Below are 17,178 nucleotides of genomic sequence, written 5' to 3' on the forward strand. Positions count from 1 at the left end.
GCAGCGTTCTTCACCGTTCCGTTCCCCCGGTCAACGCGGCGGCGGCCGTTTCGGTTGCCACGGGGACGGGAGCGGCCGCGGAAGGCGCGGGCGGGATATAGGCCTCAAGACGTTCACCGTCGCAGCCATAGTCCCAATCCACAAGCCTCGGGCCGATCCTGCCGCCCAGCAGCGCACTCGCCTCGGCAAGCTGCTGCCGGGACCGCACATCCCATCCGCCATGCTGCACATCGTCGCGCAGCCGGTGATGGACAACCAGGCGCACATTACGCACCCGCTGGTGCAATTCATCCGGCAAGTCGCTCTGCTCCAGCCGGATCAGCGGCACCAGCGCGGAACCACCCAGCCCATTGAGATAGCACAGATCCAGCACCGCTCCGTCGCCATCCACTTCACGCGCATGGCGCACATTCCATTCCGCCGCCACTGCCCCCAGATCGACGAAGCAGACACCCGTCAGCAGCAGCCCTGCAGCGCCGAGGTTGGCGTTGATCAGCCACGCCGCGCTCTTGCCCGCAAACATCCGCCACAGCACCAGCACAAGGCCCACCGCGACCAGTGCCATCCACAGCAGGGCGGAAATGCGCAGCACCGTCAGCGAATAGGCTTCCACATAGTCCACGGTGCGCAGGGCTGCATTGAACACCAGAAACAGGTTCTGGGCGATCCACAGCACCACCAGCACACGCACGGAACGATTGCCTGCCGTCGTCGATCCGGGGCGCAGCGCCACCAGCACGAACAGCGCCGCCAGCAGGGCAGTGGCGATCAGCGGATAGGCTCCACGATGGGCATAGGAAGCCAGCGTCATCCCGTCGGGCAGCGGCACAAACCCCCACAGCCATGCCGCATCCATCATGTTCTGCATCAGGAAAAGGCCGTTGAAGACCACCAGCGAAAGCAGGACGGATTCGGTCGAAACTCCAGGAATATTCAGATCGCCCCGACCGTCGAATGTGCCCAACAGATTCCGAGGCAGATGCGGGCGCATCAATGACCATGCCATCCAGACAAGCAGGAGCCACAAGGCCAGACGCAGGAACGTCCAGCCATCGACGCTGGGGCCGCTGAACGATGCCAGCCAGTTCTCGATGACCGGGTTGGCCGCCGCGAACAGGCCGACGAACACCAGCGAACCGGCGATCGGCAGAATTATCACCGGCAGCAGCCGCTTCAGCCCACCCGGCGCAGTGCCCCGGCGCGCATTTGCACCCGCACGGCGGCCAAAGTCGAACGGCGGGCCGATCAGGGAAACGATCGCATGATAGGACAGCCGCTGGAACCAGCGCCAGCCATCGTCGAAACCCACGGTCCCCGGCATCAGCGTGGCAATACCGGCGGCAATCCAGAACAACAGCCACGGCAGCGGGCTGGCATTGTAAATCATCGCTAGCGCATAAAGCGCCGCAAGGCACAGCACCAAGGCCGGGCGCAGGTGGCCGATCACGGCTGGCCGCGCCAGGGCAAGCGCGGCCAGCATCGCGAGACCGTATAGGCCAAAGGCACCGCCATGCAGCCCCTGCTGGAAGAACATCAGATCGCCCAGCGCCACCAGCGCCACTGTCAGAATGGCCTTGAGGCCGAATGTGCCCCTGAACCGAGGCTGCCGGAAATCCATCGCGCTTCTCCATCCCTGCGGAAATGGAGGCCCTTCTGCCCGCGCCGCGCGCAGCCAGTGGCCACAAGGGGTGCCGTATCGATGTGGTTCCTGTGCAGATTCGGTGCAGGCTATGGACGGTGCGTGGGGGCGATGAGACGAGCCGCCAAGGCTCCCCTAAAAACAATTGAAGCCAAACGCGGTGCAAGTCTGTATGGGGCCGCCAAAGCTGCCGACATTGAGGGCTGGCTGGGCGGACTTTGTCCATGGGGGCCCGGGCCGGCGTATGGCGGCCACCAAATCTTTAGAAACGCCCAGCATCGTGCCAATGCGCGATGCCAATCATTGTGAGTTCCATGAGTTTTTCCAATCTCCCGCCGATCCTCGGCGAAGCCCTTGCCGAACGCGGCTATGCCCAGCCCACGCCCGTCCAGGCAGCTGTGCTTGAACCTGAGGCGCTGGGCCGCGATCTGGTCGTTTCCGCCCAGACCGGCTCGGGCAAGACTGTCGCCTTCGGCCTCGCCATGGCCGGCGAACTGCTTAACGAAAGCGGCACTGCCGCCGGTTTCGGCCTGCCCAAGGCTCTCGTAATTGCACCCACGCGCGAACTGGCCCTGCAGGTCAGCCGCGAGCTGGCATGGCTCTATGGCAAGGCCGGTGCCCGCATCGCCACTTGCGTTGGCGGCATGAACCCCTCGCAGGAACGCCGTGCCCTGCAGGCCGGTGCAACCATCGTCGTCGGCACACCGGGCCGCCTGCGCGACCATCTGGAACGCGGCGCGCTGGACCTGTCGGAACTGGCCGCCATCGTGCTCGACGAAGCGGACGAGATGCTCGACATGGGCTTCCGCGAAGATCTGGAAGAGATTCTGGACGCCACGCCCGAAACGCGCCGCACGCTGCTGTTTTCCGCCACCATGCCTCGCCCGATCGAGGCCATGGCGCGCCGTTACCAGCAAGATGCGCTGCGCATCTCAACGGTCGGCAATGAGCGCGGCCATGGCGACATCGCCTATCAGGCCGTCACCGTGTCCCCGTCCGAGATCGAGAACGCGGTGGTCAATCTGCTGCGCTTCCACGAAGCGGAGACGGCAATCCTGTTCTGCGCCACGCGCGACAATGTCCGCCACCTGCACGCCACCCTGCAGGAACGCGGCTTTGCCGTGGTTGCCCTCTCCGGTGAGCATTCGCAGTCCGAACGCAACCACGCGCTGCAGGCCCTGCGCGACCGGCGCGCGCGCGTCTGCGTGGCGACCGACGTGGCCGCGCGCGGGATCGACCTGCCCTCGCTCAGCCTCGTGGTCCATGTCGAGATTCCGCGCGATGCGGAAACGCTCCAGCACCGTTCCGGCCGCACCGGCCGCGCGGGCAAGAAGGGCACTGCCGTGCTGATCGTGCCCTTCCCGCGCCGCCGCCGGGTGGAATCCATGTTGCACCACGCGCGCATCAATGCCGAGTGGATCGACGCGCCCAGCCCTGATGACATCCGCGCACAGGACCGCACCCGCCTGCTCGCCGCCCTGCTCGCGCCGGTGGAACTGGACGAGACCGACCGCGAGCTGGCCGAGGCCCTGCTGGCCGAACGCAGCCCGGCGGACATTGCCGCCATGCTGGTTCGCGCCCATCGTGCCGCCCTGCCCGAGCCGGAAGAACTGATCGAGAATACGCCGGAAGCCCGCCGCGCCGCGCAGAAGGAAAAGCACCGCCCCGGTTTCGAGGATGCAGTGTGGTTCCGCATGGATGTGGGCCGCCGTCACAATGCCGACCCGCGCTGGATTCTGCCGCTGCTGTGCCGCCGCGGACACATCACTCGTAACGAAATCGGCGCGATCCGCATTGCCCCCAATGAAACCCACTTCCAGGTGACCCGCGCCGTCGCCGCCAAGTTCAACGCTGCATTGCAGCGCACTGCGGGCGGCGAGGGAGACGAGGAAGGCGTTCGCATCGAACAGTCGAACGAAGCCCCGCGTGAGGCCGCGCGCCGCAACGGCCGGGATGCCCGCGCACCGCGCGACAATGCCGCCGGCGCGCATGGCCGGCCCCGGCATCCGCATAAGGGCCACGGCCCCCGGCCGGACCGCGACGGTGGTGGCGGAGGCGGCAAGCCCGCCCCGTGGAAAGGCAAGAAGAAGCCCTTCCACGCCGGCAAGAAGGACAAGTGAAACGAGACGGGCGGGAAGCGATCTTCCCGCCCGTTTTGCGTTCAGGGCTCAGCGCATTTGGGCTGGTTAGGCCCGCTCGATCACTCGAGGGCTAAATCGATTGAAAACAAGCCCGATGAACAGCGCGCCAAACAGCACTTGCCGATCAAATGGCGAAAACAGGCCCCATTCACCCACGAAATTCGCGCCAGCAAGGACCATCAGGCTGAGCACGGCCACGCCGAGCGCCTTCACGTTCCGACTTGGTGCCCGGGGAACATATTCGAGTTTCCCAACAGGGGTCTCCCACAGAATTTCACCACTGCCAGCGTCTTTTACGAATACGACATCGCGGGGCGAGAAGCTTGTTTCAAGCGAACCAAGCAGCTGGAAGCGCTCACCTTGGGAACCAACTTCGCACTCTCGCACCTGCTCCGCTTCCAGCACACGACCGTCAGACAAGACAATTATGGTCAGCTTGCCAAAGCGCTCCCGAAACAGGGCGGCGATTAAATCGCGGTCATCTGGAATGCCGGAGGCCATTGCGAGAAGCTAGGATATCGGGGATTCCAGCGCCAGCGAATTGGCGCAGTTGTATTATCTTACCGCCCCCGCCGCAGCACGATGTAGATCGCCCCATCGCCGCCATGGCGCCGATGTGCACCGCGTACGGCAGCGATGTCCGGGCCGTGCGGCCCGGCAGCGAGCCAGTCGAGGACTTTGGCGCGGATGGCACCCCGGCGCTCGCCCCGGTCGGCATGTTCCACCGGGCGGGATTTGCCAGTGACGACCAGCACCAGCCGCGCGCCCATGGCCTTTGCCTGCGATAGGCCCCGGTCAAGCCGGACATGCGCCTCGTCCAGAGTATGGCCATGCAGGTCCAGCGTGAAATCGGGATCGATCCGCGCACCCTTCAGCTTGCGTTCCCAGCTTGAATCCAGCCCGTGACGATCATGCAGGGTTTGGCGCGGTGCCGGAGTTGCCTTGGGCGGCAGCGGTGCGGGGACGCGGCCTTTGATCGCCTTCGGCTGGGGCTTGGGCGGCAGGGGGGCGACGGCAGTTCGCACCGCTTCACCTGCCTGCGACTGGTTACCCTGACCGGTGCGGGGCGGCTTGGGGTGAAGCGGCTTTACGGTGCTGGCCACACGCTGCCACAGGGCCTTTTCCTCGAGCGAAAGCCCGCGCGGCGTGCGCATGGCCTGCCCCTTATTCCGCGCCCAGACGGCGCAGTGTGCCCTTGGGCAGCAGCAGCACCGCCTGCCCGCGCGTGGACATGCCGCCCGCCACCTGCCGCGCTTCCTCACCCGCGCCCCAGAAAGTGTCGAAGCGATTGGCGCCCTTGATCGCGCCGCCCGTATCCTGTGCGATCCACAGCCCACTAGCGAGCGGGTTGTCGACATCGAGGAACACCGGCGCGCCCAGCGGCACGAATTTGGGGTCCGCCGCAACGGAGCTTTGCGGGCGCACCGGCACGCTCAACGCGCCTATCGGGCCATCGCCGGTCAGTTCGCGGAAGAACACCCAGCTCTTGTTCTCGCGCATCAGGGCGCGGCCATCTTCAGGATGTTCACGCAGATATTGCATGATGCCTTGCATCGATCCGGAATATTGCCCCGGCCCGCTGCCGATCAGGCCGCGTTCGCGCATCAGCGAGCCGATGCCCGCATATTCGCGCCCGTTCTGCCCGGCGTAGCCTATGCGCAGCACGGTTCCGTCCGGCCCACGCAACCGGCCCGAACCCTGGATCTGCAGGAAGAAGAATTCCACCGGATCGGCCGCCCAGGCGATCTCCAGCCCTTTGCCGGCCAGCGCGCCCTGGTCGATCTCCGCCCGTTCGTAATAAGGCACGAAGCGGCCCTGTTCGTCGAACCTGCCGAGCGGAGGCTGGCCGGTCCGTTCCGTGGCGGGCATATCGTCATACCAGCCGCGCGTCAGGTCTTGCGGCAGGGCATAGACAGGCACGTCATAGCCCGGCTGGCGATTGCGCACCCCGGCGATTTCCGGTTCGTAATAGCCAGTGGCGAAGGCCTTGCCGTCGCCCACGATGGCGGTTTCGAAATATGTAGCGAAGAACCGGCTTGCATCGTTCCTGTCCCAAGCCGTGGCGGCTTGGCAGGCCGGGCGCCAGTCTTCCTTCCGCGTCAGGCCGCTGCCATCCTCGCGCGCAGTGAGGCGAGGGCAGCTTTCGGCAAAGGAGGCCAGCGCATCGCCCGCATCGTAGCGCGAAAGGTTGAGCGCACTCACGCCTTTGCCCGGCGCAAGGCCCGCAACCAGCGCAGTAGCGGGCGTGGGCGTCGGAACGGGAAGCGGCCGAGGCGCAGGCTGCGCTCCCGGCCCGGAGACTTGCGGAATGATGTGCCCGCAGGCCGAAAGCATGGCCAGCGCGGCGAGCGATCCGAGCCCGCGCATGCTCACGGCCATGGGAGCCCTCAGCCTTCGTCGGTTTCGTCGAGCAGCCAGTCAGGCGCGGAGGACGTCACGTCGCGCATGAAGGTCCACACGTCGCGGCTTTCCACCGCATCGTGAAGCGACCCGGCAACCACATTGCCATCCTTGTCCCGCGTGACTGCGGCGATGTCCGCGACAAAGCTCACCGCGATGCGGGCCATGCGTCCGTCGAGCGAGGCAGAGCGCAGCTCCACTTCCTCGATACGCACCAGCCGGTTGTCGAGCGTTTCGCCTGCGGCTTCACGCGCGTCGATAGCGGCGGCGAACTGTTCATATACGTCGGAATCGCACAGGCTGCGCAGCGTATCGCGGTCACCGCGCCAGAAGGCTTCGAGGATCACGCCATAGGCCATCTTCGCCCCTTCGAGGAAGGCGGGCAGATCGAACTGGCGATCGGCCGAAACGATGGCGCGCAGGCCCTGATCCAGCGCGGGCGGATAAAGGCCGAACTCACGCTGGCGAACAGGCTGCAGGGCAGGCTGGGCGGGGGGTGGCGAACGGCGCGGCAGGCCCTTCTGCCCTTCCGGCTGGTCGAACCGGGTAGGCACAGGCTCTTCCTCATGCTCGGCACGGCGGCCCAGCACGGAATAGAGCCTCAGGCCCAGAAAGGCAGCGATCGCGGCCAGAATGACAATTTCGTAGATCATGAATCTCGGGCTCGAAAACCGGTGTAACACGGGCGACACCAACAGGCACCACCGTTAATCTGCAATTCTGCCTGAAATAGGTACATATTACAAATGAACAACAGGTGGACCGAAATTGCGGCCATTCGCCTGTGGCAAGCGGGAGACTCCACCCATTCCGGCCAATCCCCGCCGCGCGGGCGTTGCGGGGCGGCATCCCAGATGCTAACCGCGCGGCCGGACATCGCCCCTGCGCGATGAAACTGAGCGGATTCCTTGTAAGAAAGCGAAGATCATGGCCGACGAAGGCGACGTGCTGACCAACCTCGATTCCAATGCTGGCGCAAACGGCGCGGACACTCAGCCCGTGGCCGGGCTGCTGTCGCAATATGTGAAAGACCTTTCGGTCGAAAACCCGCGCGCACCGGAAAGCTTCCAGTGGACCGAACAGCCCGAACTGGACGTGCAGTTCAACATCGGCACCCGCCAGGTGAATGCCGAAGTGCACGAGATCGAACTGAAGATCGGTGCCACGGCCAAGACCTCGCAGGGCGTCAGCTATGTGGTCGAGCTGGCCTATTGCGGCCTGATCGGCCTGCGCAACATGCCTGAAGATCAGGCGCACGCCTTCCTGTATGCCGAAGGCCCGCGCATCCTGTTCCCCTTCGCGCGCCGCGTGCTGGCCGATGCCACCCGCGATGCGGGCTTTGCCCCGCTGCTGCTCGATCCCATCGACTTCCACGGCCTTTACGCCCAGCAGCTGCAGCAGCGGCTCGATCAGGGTCAGGCCGAAGGCATGGCAACCGGCAACGCCTGACAATAGACAGGCAGGGCGCAGGCGATGAGCCTCGTTCGCAACGTCGGCACGATCGGCGGGCTGACCGCCATCAGCCGCGTGTTCGGCTTCATGCGCGATATGCTGCTGGCCCGCGTCCTTGGCGCAGGGCTGGCAGCAGATGCGTTCCAGCTTGCCTTCACCCTGCCTAACACCTTCCGGCGGCTGTTTGCCGAAGGCGCCTTCTCGGTCGCCTTCGTACCGCTCTATTCGCGCGCCCTGCATGGCGCGAACGGACAGCCCGGTAGTGAGGAGGCGGCGGAAAAATTCGCCGACGACGTGCTGGCCGTGTTCGTCTGGGTGCTGGTGGCATTCAGCGCGCTGGCAATGCTCGCCATGCCGGGGATCGTCTGGCTTCTGGCCAGCGAGTTCCAGAGCGTGCCCGGCAAATATGAGCTTGCCGTTACCCTCAGCCGGATCACCTTTCCCTATCTTGGCCTGATCAGCCTGGTCGCCATGCTGTCCGGCCTGCTGAATGCACGGGCCAAATTCGCGCCGGGCGCGGCCGCGCCCGTGCTGCTGAACATCGCGCTGATCTCTTCATTGGGGGTCGGCTGGTTTCTGCGCGAACAAGGCGGGACGGACATCACCGTGGCCACTGCGCTGGCATTCGGCGTTTCCGTGGCGGGCCTGTTGCAGCTGATCTATCTGGCATGGGAAACCCGCCGGGCGGGCGTGCGCCTGAAGGTCACCTTCCCGAAGATCACGCCCGAAGTGAAGCGGCTCGGCGCACTGATCCTGCCCGCCACCTTCGGTGCGGGCATCTATCAGATCAGCCAGTTCGTCGACACATTCTTCGCCACCAGCCTGCAACAGGGATCGCTGACCCTGCTCAAGCTGGCGGACCGGCTGAACCAGATGCCGCTGGGCATCGTGGGCATCGCACTGGGCACGGCGATCCTGCCCATGCTCTCGCGCCATATCCACGAGGATAATTCCCGCGAGGCGCAACGGTTGCAGGCCAATGCCTTCGAAATGGGCACATTGCTTACCCTGCCTGCCGCGGCAGCGTTGGCCGTGTGCGCACCTGCCTTCGTCACTGCCTTCTTCGTAGGCGGGAAATTCACCCCGGCTGACGGGGCGATCATGGCGAATATCGTGGTGGCGCTGGTGGCGGGCCTGCCTGCCTATGTGGTGGTGAAGATCCTCAATCCCGGCTTCTTCGCGCGGGAAGATACACGCACTCCGGTGCTTTCCGCGCTGGTCTCGCTGGTCTTCAACATCGCGGTGAACCTCTATGTAGTGCAGCGTTTCGGCATAGTCGGGCTGGCAGCGGCAACGGCCGCTTCGGCCACACTCAACTGCACGATCCTCTACACGATCCTGCACCGGCGCGGCTGGTTCCACTTCACCGGCAGGCTGGCCGGGCAAATCGCCCGGCAGATCGTGGCAACCGGCGCGATGGCGCTGGCGCTCTATTTCGTGATGCCGCTGATGGCGGATCGCTATGCCGGCAATGCCTTCGAACGGGCATGGTCGCTCGCGGTACTCGTGGGCCTCGGCATGGCCGTGTTCTTCGCCATTGCCTATGCCATCGGCGCGCTCGACAAGGATCTTCTGCGGCAATTGCGGCGTCGGCGCCCGAACAGCAATGCGCTGGATACGGACTGACCTGCCGCCTTCAGGCAAGGGCCTGAAGATCACGGGCTTCCTCCATGCGCAAATTGTGATATGCGCCCCGCCCATGGAACGAATCCCATCCTGCTCTTGCATCATGGCCCATATCGGCCGGGGGGCACCAGAGGAGTCCGGGCGATGGCGTGAGGCGGCATCGCGCGCCGCGCACTGATTTCTCATGCCTGTCGTCTGCATTCGCCAGACGGCAACACCGACAGTTCGTTTTTCGAAAGTTCCAAAGCAATGCGTATCGTATCCGGCATCCAGCCCACCGGGCAGCTTCACCTCGGCAATTATCTGGGCGCCATCCGCAACTGGGTCCGCATGCAGGACGAGATGGAAGAAGGCAGCGAATGCCTGTTCTTCCTGGCCGATCTGCACGCCATTTCCATGCCGCACAGCCCGAAAGAGCTGCATTCCGCCACGCTGGAAATGGTCGCCGCGCTGACCGCCTGCGGGATCGATCCCGATCGTTCCGTCCTGTTCAATCAGGCACAGGTTCCCGCCCATTCCGAACTGCAATGGTTGCTGAACGGCACTGCCCGCATGGGTTGGTTGAACCGCATGACACAGTTCAAGGACAAGTCCGGCAAGAACCGCGAAGGCGCCAGCATCGCCCTGTTCACTTATCCGGTGCTGCAGGCGGCCGACGTGCTGCTGTATCAGGCCACTCACGTTCCAGTGGGCGAGGACCAGAAGCAGCATCTGGAACTGGCACGCGACATCGCCCAGAAGTTCAACAACGACTTCGCCAGTGAAGACAAGCCCGTCTTCACGCTGCCCGATGCGATCATCCCGCCCGACGCCGCCCGGATCATGAGCCTGCGCGACGGCACATCGAAGATGAGCAAGTCCGATCCCTCGGACATGAGCCGCATCAACCTGACCGACGATGCCGACACCATCATGCAGAAGGTGAAGAAGGCCAAGACCGATCCCGAACCGCTGCCTTCCGAGGTCGCAGGTCTGGAAGGCCGGCCCGAAGCTGCCAATCTGGTGGGCATCTATGCCACGATGGCCGACACAACCGCCGAAGCGGTGCTGGCCGATTTCGCCGGCAAGGGCTTCGGCGCGTTCAAGCCTGCGCTGGGCGATCTGCTGGTGGAAACGCTGGGCCAGATCACCAGCCGCTTCGTGGAACTGAAGCAGGACCGCGAGGCTCTGGACGCGATTCTGGCGAAGGGTGCGCTCAAGGCCCGCGACATTGCCGGCCCGACTCTGGATGCGGCCTATGACGCGCTGGGGCTGGTGCGCAGCCACCATTGATCGCTATGCCGCAGCCGGAAACGGCAATGGCAGCACAAAATCGCGCGGGGCCGCCTTTCCTTACCGGGATCGGCGGCCCCGTTCGCATTTTCGCACCCCGGATTCCGGCCTGCATTCAACGCCTATTAAGCCAGCCCAAGGCAGGTTAGTGTCAGGATATAAAGTCTATCAGCGCGGTCTATTGGGGGCGCACTCCCGTTTGCCGGGCATTCCAGAAGAGACCTGACATGACGATAGAGAAGAATACGATCGGTCGCACGATCAAGCTGGTGGTGGTTCCGCTGTTGCTGGCCGCCCTTGCCGCCTGCGCGTCTTCCTTCAAGGCGGACGTCTCCCGTTTCCAGAGCCAGCTTCCCGCGCCGCAGGGCCAGACTTTCGCCGTGGTGGCCGAAGACCCCAAGCTGGCCGGCGGGCTTGAGTTCTCGCAATATGCCCATCTGGTCGAAGGCCAGATGCAGAAGCTGGGCTATGAACTGGCCTCGCCAAACAATGCCACGCTGCTCGTCCGCTTCGACTATGGTGTGGATACCGGGCGCGAGAAGGTGACCGGCAGCAGCTTCAGCCGCGATCCGTTCTGGAGCCCGTGGTACGGCTATCGCGGTTATTACGGCCGTTCGGCCTATTACCGCAGCCGCATGTGGGGCTTCGGCTGGTACGATCCGTTCTTCGATGATCGCTCGCTTGACAGCTACACCGTCTATACCAGCGGGATCGAACTGAAGATCGACCGCACGGCCGATGGCCAGCGCCTGTTCGAAGGCAAGGCCCAGGCCGTCTCCACCTCGAACCGCTTGCAATATCTGGTGCCCAATCTGGTGGAAGCCATGTTCACCGACTTCCCCGGCAATTCGGGCGAGACGGTGCGCATCACCATCGCGCCGGAAAAGAAGAAGTAGGTCCCCGGCCACCTTCCCGAGGCTGACGGACAAACGAAAGGCGGGCCCCGCGGGGTCCGCCTTTTTCATTTCCGACACTGGCCGGAGTGTAGAGGCTTCAGCCGTTCCTGCGCGGCAGGAGCGATTGGCGCAGCCGCGCCAGGATCGGTTCGTACAGCAATTGTTCGAACATCAGCCCGGCCCGGTCATCTTCCACCCACACCACGGTGGCGGGCTGGTAGCTGAGGCCTTCGAGCTTGATCAGCACCCGGTCATCCGTGCGGATGGACCAGGCGCGACGGTCGATCATGCAACCGATGGGGGAGATGTCGAGCACAGGTAACTCCAGCACGCCACCACCGCGAGTGCGGCACTGGGCAATGAGCTGCCTTGCCTCGTTCGGAGCGTCGATGGACACGCTGGCCATATCAATATTCCCTGCAGCGCTGCGGGAAAGCGGCTCAATTCCGCGCCCTTGCAGCGCCAAGGATTAATGATGAATATTGATCAGCAAAGGGCTTAGAGGTCTGGTCAATTTGGGGTGAACAACAAATTTACCCCAAAGTAAGCATGTGGCCCAGCACCCGTCAGGCGCTGGGCACCGCCCGTTCAGCCCTTGAGAGAGACGACCCCGCCTGTCGATCCGAAGCCGCCTGTGCCGCGTTCCGTATCGTCAAGCTCGGCCACTTCGGACCAGCTTGCCCGCGTAACTGGCGCCAGTACCAGCTGCGCCACGCGGTCGCCCCGGTGAATCGCGAAAGGTTCGCTGCCGAAATTGATCATGATGACCTTCAGCTCGCCGCGATAATCGGAATCGATCGTGCCCGGCGTGTTGGGCACGCTGACCCCATGCTTGAGCGCAAGGCCAGAGCGCGGGCGCACCTGAATCTCGTAGCCATCGGGAATCGCCACGGCGAGGCCGGTGGCCACAGGATGGCGCATGCCCGGTTCCAGCACCACGTCCTCAGCCGAGAGAACGTCCATCCCGGCTGCACCGGGCGTGGCATATTTCGGAAGCTCCAGACCCTCGCCATGCGGCAGGCGCTTGACCTGTACCGCAACGTCATTCGAGGGCATCGGCAATCCTTTCCATCAGCTTCAGCGCTACGTCTTCCTTTGGCATCGCGGGCCAGTCCTCGACAGCCTTGGCCGTGACAATATGCACAGTGTTCTGTTCGCCGCCCATGGCATCGCCGGTCACGTCATTGGCCACGATCCAGTCCGCGCCCTTGGACTTGCGCTTCTTCTTGGCGTTCTCGATCAGATTGTCGGTTTCCGCCGCGAAGCCCACCAGCAGCTTGGGCCGCTTGGTGCCCGCCGCCACCGTGGCGAGAATGTCGGGATTTTCGGTCAGCAACAGGGCCGGCGGGGCATTGGCGCGCTTCTTGATCTTGGCATCCGCAAATTCCTTCGTCCGCCAGTCGGCCACGGCAGCCACCATCACCGCCGCATCGGCAGGCAGCGCTCGCTTGACCGCCTCGGACATTTCCAGCGCGGATTCGACGTCGATCCGGTCAACCCCCGGCGGCGTCCTGAGGTGGACCGGGCCGGTCACCAGCGTCACGCGCGCACCCAGAGCGGCGGCGGCAGCGGCAATGGCGAAGCCCTGCTTGCCCGAGGAACGATTGGCGATGTAGCGCACCGGATCGATCGGCTCATGCGTCGGCCCGGCGGTCACCAGCACATGCTTGCCGTAAAGCGGGCGATGCTCGGGCGAAATCTCGAAGCCCGGCTGGCCTTCCAGCGGGTCGTCCAGCACCGAACCCATTTGCGGCATCGAATGTTCGGGCACGACCGGTTCGGGCGCCGCAGCGCCGGAGCCTGTGTGAACGAGATGATTGATCGCCTCGACATCGGTCGGCGGAGCAGACCGGGCCTTGCCCTTCTTGGCGAAGAGAGAACCGGTCAGATCGGGCACTGCGTCGATCGGCGCTTCTTCCGGCAACGGTTCCGGCTCCATGCCCGGCTCGGGATAGGCCTTGGACAGCGCATCCTCGAACGGGGCCTGCGTCGGCACGAAATCGGCCGGGATCGCCGGAATGTCGCCATATTCGACTTCTTCCTCGCGGATGCGGCGCGGCGTGGTGCGGTGGATCAGCGAAGCAAACAACCCACTGAGGCCACCCTTGGCGGAAGCGGATTCCTCTTCCTCCTCCGGTTCCCAGCTTTCTTCCGGCTCGTCCTCAGGCTCCAAGGCCTGGAGATAATCGGCAATCTCGTGTCTGCCAGCCCCACCAGCACCGAGCATGCCGGGGTCGACACCCAGCATCTCGGCGATTTCCAGCCAGACCATTTCCGGCTCGGGCAGTCGCCCGGGGCCGAATTCGCCGCAGGCCATCGGCCCTTCGTCTGGCTGCATCACCCGCACGCCTGCCTGCGTGAGCCAGGCGACATTACGCTGGGTTGCCTCATGCTCCCACATGCGCACATTCATCGCGGGCACGGCCAGCACCGGCTTGTCCGTGGCGAGAATCAGCGTGGTGCCCAGATCATCGGCAATGCCTGCCGCCATCTTGGCCAGCAGATCGGCCGTCGCCGGGCAAACCACCACCAGATCGGCCGCACGGCTGAGCTGGATATGGCCCATCTCCGCCTCGTCCGTCAGATCCCACAGCGAAGTATGGACCTTGTTCTCGCTCAGTGCCGCAAGCGACATGGGCGTGACGAATTGCGCCCCGCCTTCTGTGAGCACGCAAGTGACATCGCCGCCGCCCTTGCGGATCAGGCGGACGAGTTCGCACGACTTGTAGGCGGCGATACCTCCACCTACGACCAGCAGGATGCGTGGTCCCGTCATATGTGCAGCCTGCACCTCCCCGGCCATGAGATTCATTCAGCCAACCTAGCGCCGCTGTTAACCTAAGGCCAGTCATGCCCGAGTGTGGTTAAGTTTTGCCTAGCGCCCGCTATCCGGGCATATCCGGATTTCGAGACGGAGGAGAATTTTAGATGCGCCTGATCCTCACCGCCCTGCTGTTCGTTGGCGGGCTGTTTTTCATCATCAACGGGCTGAGCTTTCTGGCCACGCCGCAATCCTCGGTCGGCAGCTTCGGGCTGGACGCAGCCGGCACCGCAGGCTGGTCCACCATTCGCGCGGATATGACCGCCTTCTTCGTGGTCGGCGGTTTCTGCATGGTGTGGGGCGCATGGAAGCGCGCAGGCGACATGCTGCTGGTGCCCGCCGCCCTGTTCGGCATTGCCTTCACCGGACGGCTGGTGAGCCTGTTTGCCGATGGCAGCTATGAAGGCGCGGCCATGCCCATGGCAATCGAGGCCGCCGTGGTGCTGGTGTCCATCATGGGCAACCGCATGCTGCCCCACCACAAAGTGGAAGAACTGACGAGCTGAGTCAGGATTGCATTCACTTTATCGTCATTGCGAGGGGCCGCAGGCCACGCGGCAATCCAGGGCGAAACGCGTTTGGCTCTGGATTGCTTCGCTACGCTCGCAATGACGGAACCGCATCAGGCGGAGGCTCTCGCCCTAGCCGATCCACCCCAGCGCCAAGGCACCCCACATTGCCGCGCCGCCGATCAGGGCGGCGGCGGCATAGCCCGGCCAGCGCCGTTCACCGCGCCGTTCCCAGATGAGCGGCACCGGATCGAGCGGCGGGGCTTCCGGCGCTCCGCCCTTGGCAGGGAAGCGTTCTTCCAGCCGCCGCAGCATGTCGGGCAGGCGCAGCAGGGTCTTGAAATCCTCGCGCAGGCGGTCGGCCAGCATGGCCTCGGGGCCAAGCTCGTCGCGTATCCAGCTGCGCACGAAGGGCGATGCGACATCCCACATGTTGATGGCGGGATTGAGCTGGGTGGCTACGCCTTCCACCATCACCATGGTCTTTTGCAGCAGCAGCAGATGCGGCTGGGTCTGCATGTCGAAATCGCGGGTGATGGCGAACAGGCCGTCCAGCATCTGACCAACGGAAAGCTCGCTCACCGGCTTGCCGCGCATCGGCTCGCCCACGGCGCGCAGCGCGGTCGCGAATTCGTCTACCGAGTGATAACTGGGCACATATTGCGCCTCGAAATGGATCTCGGCCACGCGGCGATAATCGCCGGTAGTGAGGCCATAGAGAATCTCGGCCAGCCATTGCCGCGCACGCCGGTCGATCCGGCCCATGATGCCGAAGTCGATGGCCACGATGGTGCCATCCGCCGTCACGAACAGGTTCCCCTGATGCATGTCGGCATGGAAGAAGCCCGCGCTGATCGCCTGGGTCAGGAAGGCGAGGACCAGCCTGCTCGACAGCTTGGGCAGATCGTGCCCGGCCGCCTTCAGCGCCTCGACATCGCTGATCTTGACCCCGTCGATCCATTCGACGGTCATCACTCGGCCATTGGTGCGGTCCCAGTCGATTTCCGGAACGCGATAGCCTTCGAAACCCTTCATCGCGGCGGCCAGTTCGCTGGCAGATGCCGCCTCGCGCCGCAGATCCAGTTCGCGCGCGGTCCAGCGGCGGAAATTCTCGATAGTCAGGCGCGGGCGCAGACGCACGGCCTCGCCGCCCAGTGCCTCCAGATGGGCCGCGGCCCATTCATAGGTCTCGATGTCGCGCTCGAAACGGCGGCGGATGCCGGGGCGCAGCACCTTGATCGCCACAGTGCGCCCGTCGGTCGTCACGCCCTTATGGACCTGCGCGATGGATGCGGCACCCACCGGCACCGGATCGACGCTGGCGAACAAGGCCTCGAGCGGCTGGCCGAAGCTGCCCTCAATCTCGCGCCTGATCGCCTCGAAGGGCACGGGCGGCAGGCTGTCCTGCAGGCTGAGCAGATTATTCGCCGCATCTTCACCCACCAGATCGGGCCGGGTGGCAAGCGACTGGCCCAGCTTGATTGCCGCGGGGCCAATGGCCTTGAAGGCGCTGGAATAGTCCGGCTCGCGCGGCTGGAACGTGCCGAACCGGGCAATCTTGGCCAGCCTGCGCACGGGGGCAGGCGTGTTGGGATCGCGCTCGATCCCGCGCAGCGCACCATGCCGCGCCAGTGTGCGGCCCCAGGACAGGAGCCGGACAATATGTGTCGCGGGGCTGGTCACCCTATGCCTTCCACCCCGAATGGATCGCCACCAGCCCGCCAAGGATCGGTTCCACCCGCGTCTGGGTGAAGCCGGCATCGCGGATCATCTGTTCGAATTCGGGCATGGGCGGGAAGCGGCGGATCGATTCGATGAGGTAGCGATAGCTTTCCTCGTCATGGGCAATCGCCTTGCCGATCTGCGGCACCAGCTTGTGCGAATAGAGGTCGTAGACTTCCTTGAAGCCCGGCCATTCGGTGGTCGAGAATTCGAGGCAGTAGAAGCGCCCGCCGAATTTCAGCACGCGATAGGCTTCGGCCAGCGCCTTATCGATCCGGGTCACGTTCCGGATGCCGAAGGCGATGGTATAGGCATCGAAGAAGCGGCTGGGGAAGCTCAGTTCCTCGGCATTCTGGCGCGACCAGACGAGTTCATCAAGGCCCCGTTTCATCGCTCGCTCGATACCGACATCCAGCATGTCCTGATTGATGTCAGACACGGTCACGATTGCCCCGCGCTCGGCCATGCGGAAGGCGATGTCGCCCGTGCCGCCTGCCATGTCGAGGATCTGTTCGCCCGGCTGGGGCTTCACCCGGCGCACGAAACGATCCTTCCACAAACGATGCATGCCGCCGGACATGGCATCGTTCATGATGTCGTATTTCGCCGCCACATTGGAAAACACCGCGCCTACACGCCGAGTCTTCTCTTCCGGGCTCACTTCTTCGTAGCCGAAGGAAACGCTGTCAGTCATGACCCG

16 protein-coding genes are annotated in these 17,178 nt (G+C 64.4%); 6 read left to right on the forward strand and 10 right to left on the reverse strand.

Annotated features, from left to right (window positions below; genetic code table 11):
• Positions 1-10: 10 nt before the first annotated feature.
• Complete coding sequence (locus SZ64_RS11910) at positions 11-1,618, reverse strand: DUF4173 domain-containing protein (RefSeq protein WP_054531020.1); 1,608 nt, start codon at positions 1,616-1,618, stop codon at positions 11-13.
• 335 nt (positions 1,619-1,953) lie between these two features.
• Here SZ64_RS11910 and SZ64_RS11915 point away from each other — a divergent pair, with 335 nt between their 5' ends.
• On the forward strand, positions 1,954-3,759 hold the full coding sequence (locus tag SZ64_RS11915; RefSeq protein WP_054532231.1) for a DEAD/DEAH box helicase: 1,806 nt from the start codon (positions 1,954-1,956) through the stop codon (positions 3,757-3,759).
• A 66-nt stretch (positions 3,760-3,825) separates the two neighbouring features.
• Here the strand turns inward: SZ64_RS11915 and SZ64_RS11920 are convergent, their stop codons facing one another.
• The 4 genes from SZ64_RS11920 to SZ64_RS11935 are packed head-to-tail and all read right to left on the reverse strand — an operon-like array spanning position 3,826 to position 6,833.
• A complete protein-coding gene (locus SZ64_RS11920) occupies positions 3,826-4,281 on the reverse strand; it encodes a hypothetical protein (RefSeq protein WP_054531021.1) in 456 nt (151 codons plus the stop codon).
• Positions 4,282-4,340: 59 nt separating this feature from the next.
• The gene (locus SZ64_RS11925; protein ID WP_054531022.1) at positions 4,341-4,934 is read right to left on the reverse strand and encodes a Smr/MutS family protein; all 594 of its coding nucleotides are present in this window, start codon (positions 4,932-4,934) and stop codon (positions 4,341-4,343) included.
• Positions 4,935-4,944: 10 nt separating this feature from the next.
• A complete protein-coding gene (locus SZ64_RS11930) occupies positions 4,945-6,159 on the reverse strand; it encodes a murein transglycosylase A (RefSeq protein WP_241773033.1) in 1,215 nt (404 codons plus the stop codon).
• Between the two features lie 8 nt (positions 6,160-6,167).
• Entirely contained in the window at positions 6,168-6,833 is a 666-nt protein-coding gene (locus SZ64_RS11935) for a Tim44/TimA family putative adaptor protein (protein WP_054531023.1), read from the reverse strand.
• Positions 6,834-7,107: 274 nt separating this feature from the next.
• Here SZ64_RS11935 and secB point away from each other — a divergent pair, with 274 nt between their 5' ends.
• The 4 genes from secB to SZ64_RS11955 all read left to right on the forward strand — a co-directional run bounded on the left by secB (position 7,108) and on the right by SZ64_RS11955 (position 11,426).
• Positions 7,108-7,629, forward strand: a complete 522-nt coding sequence (secB, locus tag SZ64_RS11940) for a protein-export chaperone SecB (RefSeq protein ID WP_054531024.1) — start codon at positions 7,108-7,110, stop codon at positions 7,627-7,629.
• 24 nt (positions 7,630-7,653) lie between these two features.
• Positions 7,654-9,258, forward strand: a complete 1,605-nt coding sequence (murJ, locus tag SZ64_RS11945) for a murein biosynthesis integral membrane protein MurJ (protein ID WP_054531025.1) — start codon at positions 7,654-7,656, stop codon at positions 9,256-9,258.
• 249 nt (positions 9,259-9,507) lie between these two features.
• Positions 9,508-10,530, forward strand: a complete 1,023-nt coding sequence (gene trpS / locus SZ64_RS11950) for a tryptophan--tRNA ligase (protein WP_054531026.1) — start codon at positions 9,508-9,510, stop codon at positions 10,528-10,530.
• A gap of 227 nt (positions 10,531-10,757) precedes the next feature.
• Positions 10,758-11,426, forward strand: coding sequence for a DUF4136 domain-containing protein (locus SZ64_RS11955; RefSeq protein WP_054531027.1), 669 nt, complete (start codon positions 10,758-10,760; stop codon positions 11,424-11,426).
• A gap of 97 nt (positions 11,427-11,523) precedes the next feature.
• Here the strand turns inward: SZ64_RS11955 and SZ64_RS11960 are convergent, their stop codons facing one another.
• From SZ64_RS11960 to SZ64_RS11970, 3 genes are all read right to left on the reverse strand, one after another.
• Positions 11,524-11,832 (reverse strand): PilZ domain-containing protein, encoded by a 309-nt coding sequence (locus SZ64_RS11960; RefSeq protein WP_054531028.1) that lies wholly within the window; start codon positions 11,830-11,832, stop codon positions 11,524-11,526.
• Between the two features lie 182 nt (positions 11,833-12,014).
• Positions 12,015-12,482 carry a dUTP diphosphatase gene (dut, locus tag SZ64_RS11965; RefSeq protein ID WP_054531029.1) on the reverse strand — a complete coding sequence of 156 codons (468 nt, stop codon included), beginning with the start codon at positions 12,480-12,482 and terminating at the stop codon, positions 12,015-12,017.
• Complete coding sequence (locus tag SZ64_RS11970) at positions 12,469-14,202, reverse strand: bifunctional phosphopantothenoylcysteine decarboxylase/phosphopantothenate synthase (protein ID WP_054532233.1); 1,734 nt, start codon at positions 14,200-14,202, stop codon at positions 12,469-12,471. The genes dut and SZ64_RS11970 overlap by 14 nt, the downstream gene beginning before the upstream one ends.
• 152 nt (positions 14,203-14,354) lie before the next feature.
• Here SZ64_RS11970 and SZ64_RS11975 point away from each other — a divergent pair, with 152 nt between their 5' ends.
• Positions 14,355-14,753 carry a DUF4345 family protein gene (locus SZ64_RS11975; RefSeq protein WP_054531030.1) on the forward strand — a complete coding sequence of 133 codons (399 nt, stop codon included), beginning with the start codon at positions 14,355-14,357 and terminating at the stop codon, positions 14,751-14,753.
• A gap of 135 nt (positions 14,754-14,888) precedes the next feature.
• Here the strand turns inward: SZ64_RS11975 and ubiB are convergent, their stop codons facing one another.
• Together ubiB and SZ64_RS11985 are read right to left on the reverse strand one after the other, a co-directional pair.
• The gene (ubiB, locus tag SZ64_RS11980) at positions 14,889-16,439 is read right to left on the reverse strand and encodes a 2-polyprenylphenol 6-hydroxylase (protein ID WP_054531031.1); all 1,551 of its coding nucleotides are present in this window, start codon (positions 16,437-16,439) and stop codon (positions 14,889-14,891) included.
• Between the two features lies 1 nt (position 16,440).
• A complete protein-coding gene (locus tag SZ64_RS11985; protein ID WP_054531032.1) occupies positions 16,441-17,172 on the reverse strand; it encodes a class I SAM-dependent methyltransferase in 732 nt (243 codons plus the stop codon).
• Between the last annotated feature and the right edge of the window lie 6 nt (positions 17,173-17,178).

It is taken from the genome of Erythrobacter sp. SG61-1L (assembly GCF_001305965.1).
GTDB lineage: Bacteria > Pseudomonadota > Alphaproteobacteria > Sphingomonadales > Sphingomonadaceae > Andeanibacterium.

Coding starts and splice junctions, on each gene's coding strand:
- SZ64_RS11910 (WP_054531020.1), bottom strand. CDS start 1,618: ATGGATTTCCGGCAGCCTCGGTTCAGGGGCACATTCGGCCTCAAGGCC.
- SZ64_RS11915 (WP_054532231.1), top strand. CDS start 1,954: ATGAGTTTTTCCAATCTCCCGCCGATCCTCGGCGAAGCCCTTGCCGAA.
- SZ64_RS11920 (WP_054531021.1), bottom strand. CDS start 4,281: ATGGCCTCCGGCATTCCAGATGACCGCGATTTAATCGCCGCCCTGTTT.
- SZ64_RS11925 (WP_054531022.1), bottom strand. CDS start 4,934: ATGCGCACGCCGCGCGGGCTTTCGCTCGAGGAAAAGGCCCTGTGGCAG.
- SZ64_RS11930 (WP_241773033.1), bottom strand. CDS start 6,159: ATGGCCGTGAGCATGCGCGGGCTCGGATCGCTCGCCGCGCTGGCCATG.
- SZ64_RS11935 (WP_054531023.1), bottom strand. CDS start 6,833: ATGATCTACGAAATTGTCATTCTGGCCGCGATCGCTGCCTTTCTGGGC.
- secB (WP_054531024.1), top strand. CDS start 7,108: ATGGCCGACGAAGGCGACGTGCTGACCAACCTCGATTCCAATGCTGGC.
- murJ (WP_054531025.1), top strand. CDS start 7,654: ATGAGCCTCGTTCGCAACGTCGGCACGATCGGCGGGCTGACCGCCATC.
- trpS (WP_054531026.1), top strand. CDS start 9,508: ATGCGTATCGTATCCGGCATCCAGCCCACCGGGCAGCTTCACCTCGGC.
- SZ64_RS11955 (WP_054531027.1), top strand. CDS start 10,758: ATGACGATAGAGAAGAATACGATCGGTCGCACGATCAAGCTGGTGGTG.
- SZ64_RS11960 (WP_054531028.1), bottom strand. CDS start 11,832: ATGGCCAGCGTGTCCATCGACGCTCCGAACGAGGCAAGGCAGCTCATT.
- dut (WP_054531029.1), bottom strand. CDS start 12,482: ATGCCCTCGAATGACGTTGCGGTACAGGTCAAGCGCCTGCCGCATGGC.
- SZ64_RS11970 (WP_054532233.1), bottom strand. CDS start 14,202: ATGACGGGACCACGCATCCTGCTGGTCGTAGGTGGAGGTATCGCCGCC.
- SZ64_RS11975 (WP_054531030.1), top strand. CDS start 14,355: ATGCGCCTGATCCTCACCGCCCTGCTGTTCGTTGGCGGGCTGTTTTTC.
- SZ64_RS11985 (WP_054531032.1), bottom strand. CDS start 17,172: ATGACTGACAGCGTTTCCTTCGGCTACGAAGAAGTGAGCCCGGAAGAG.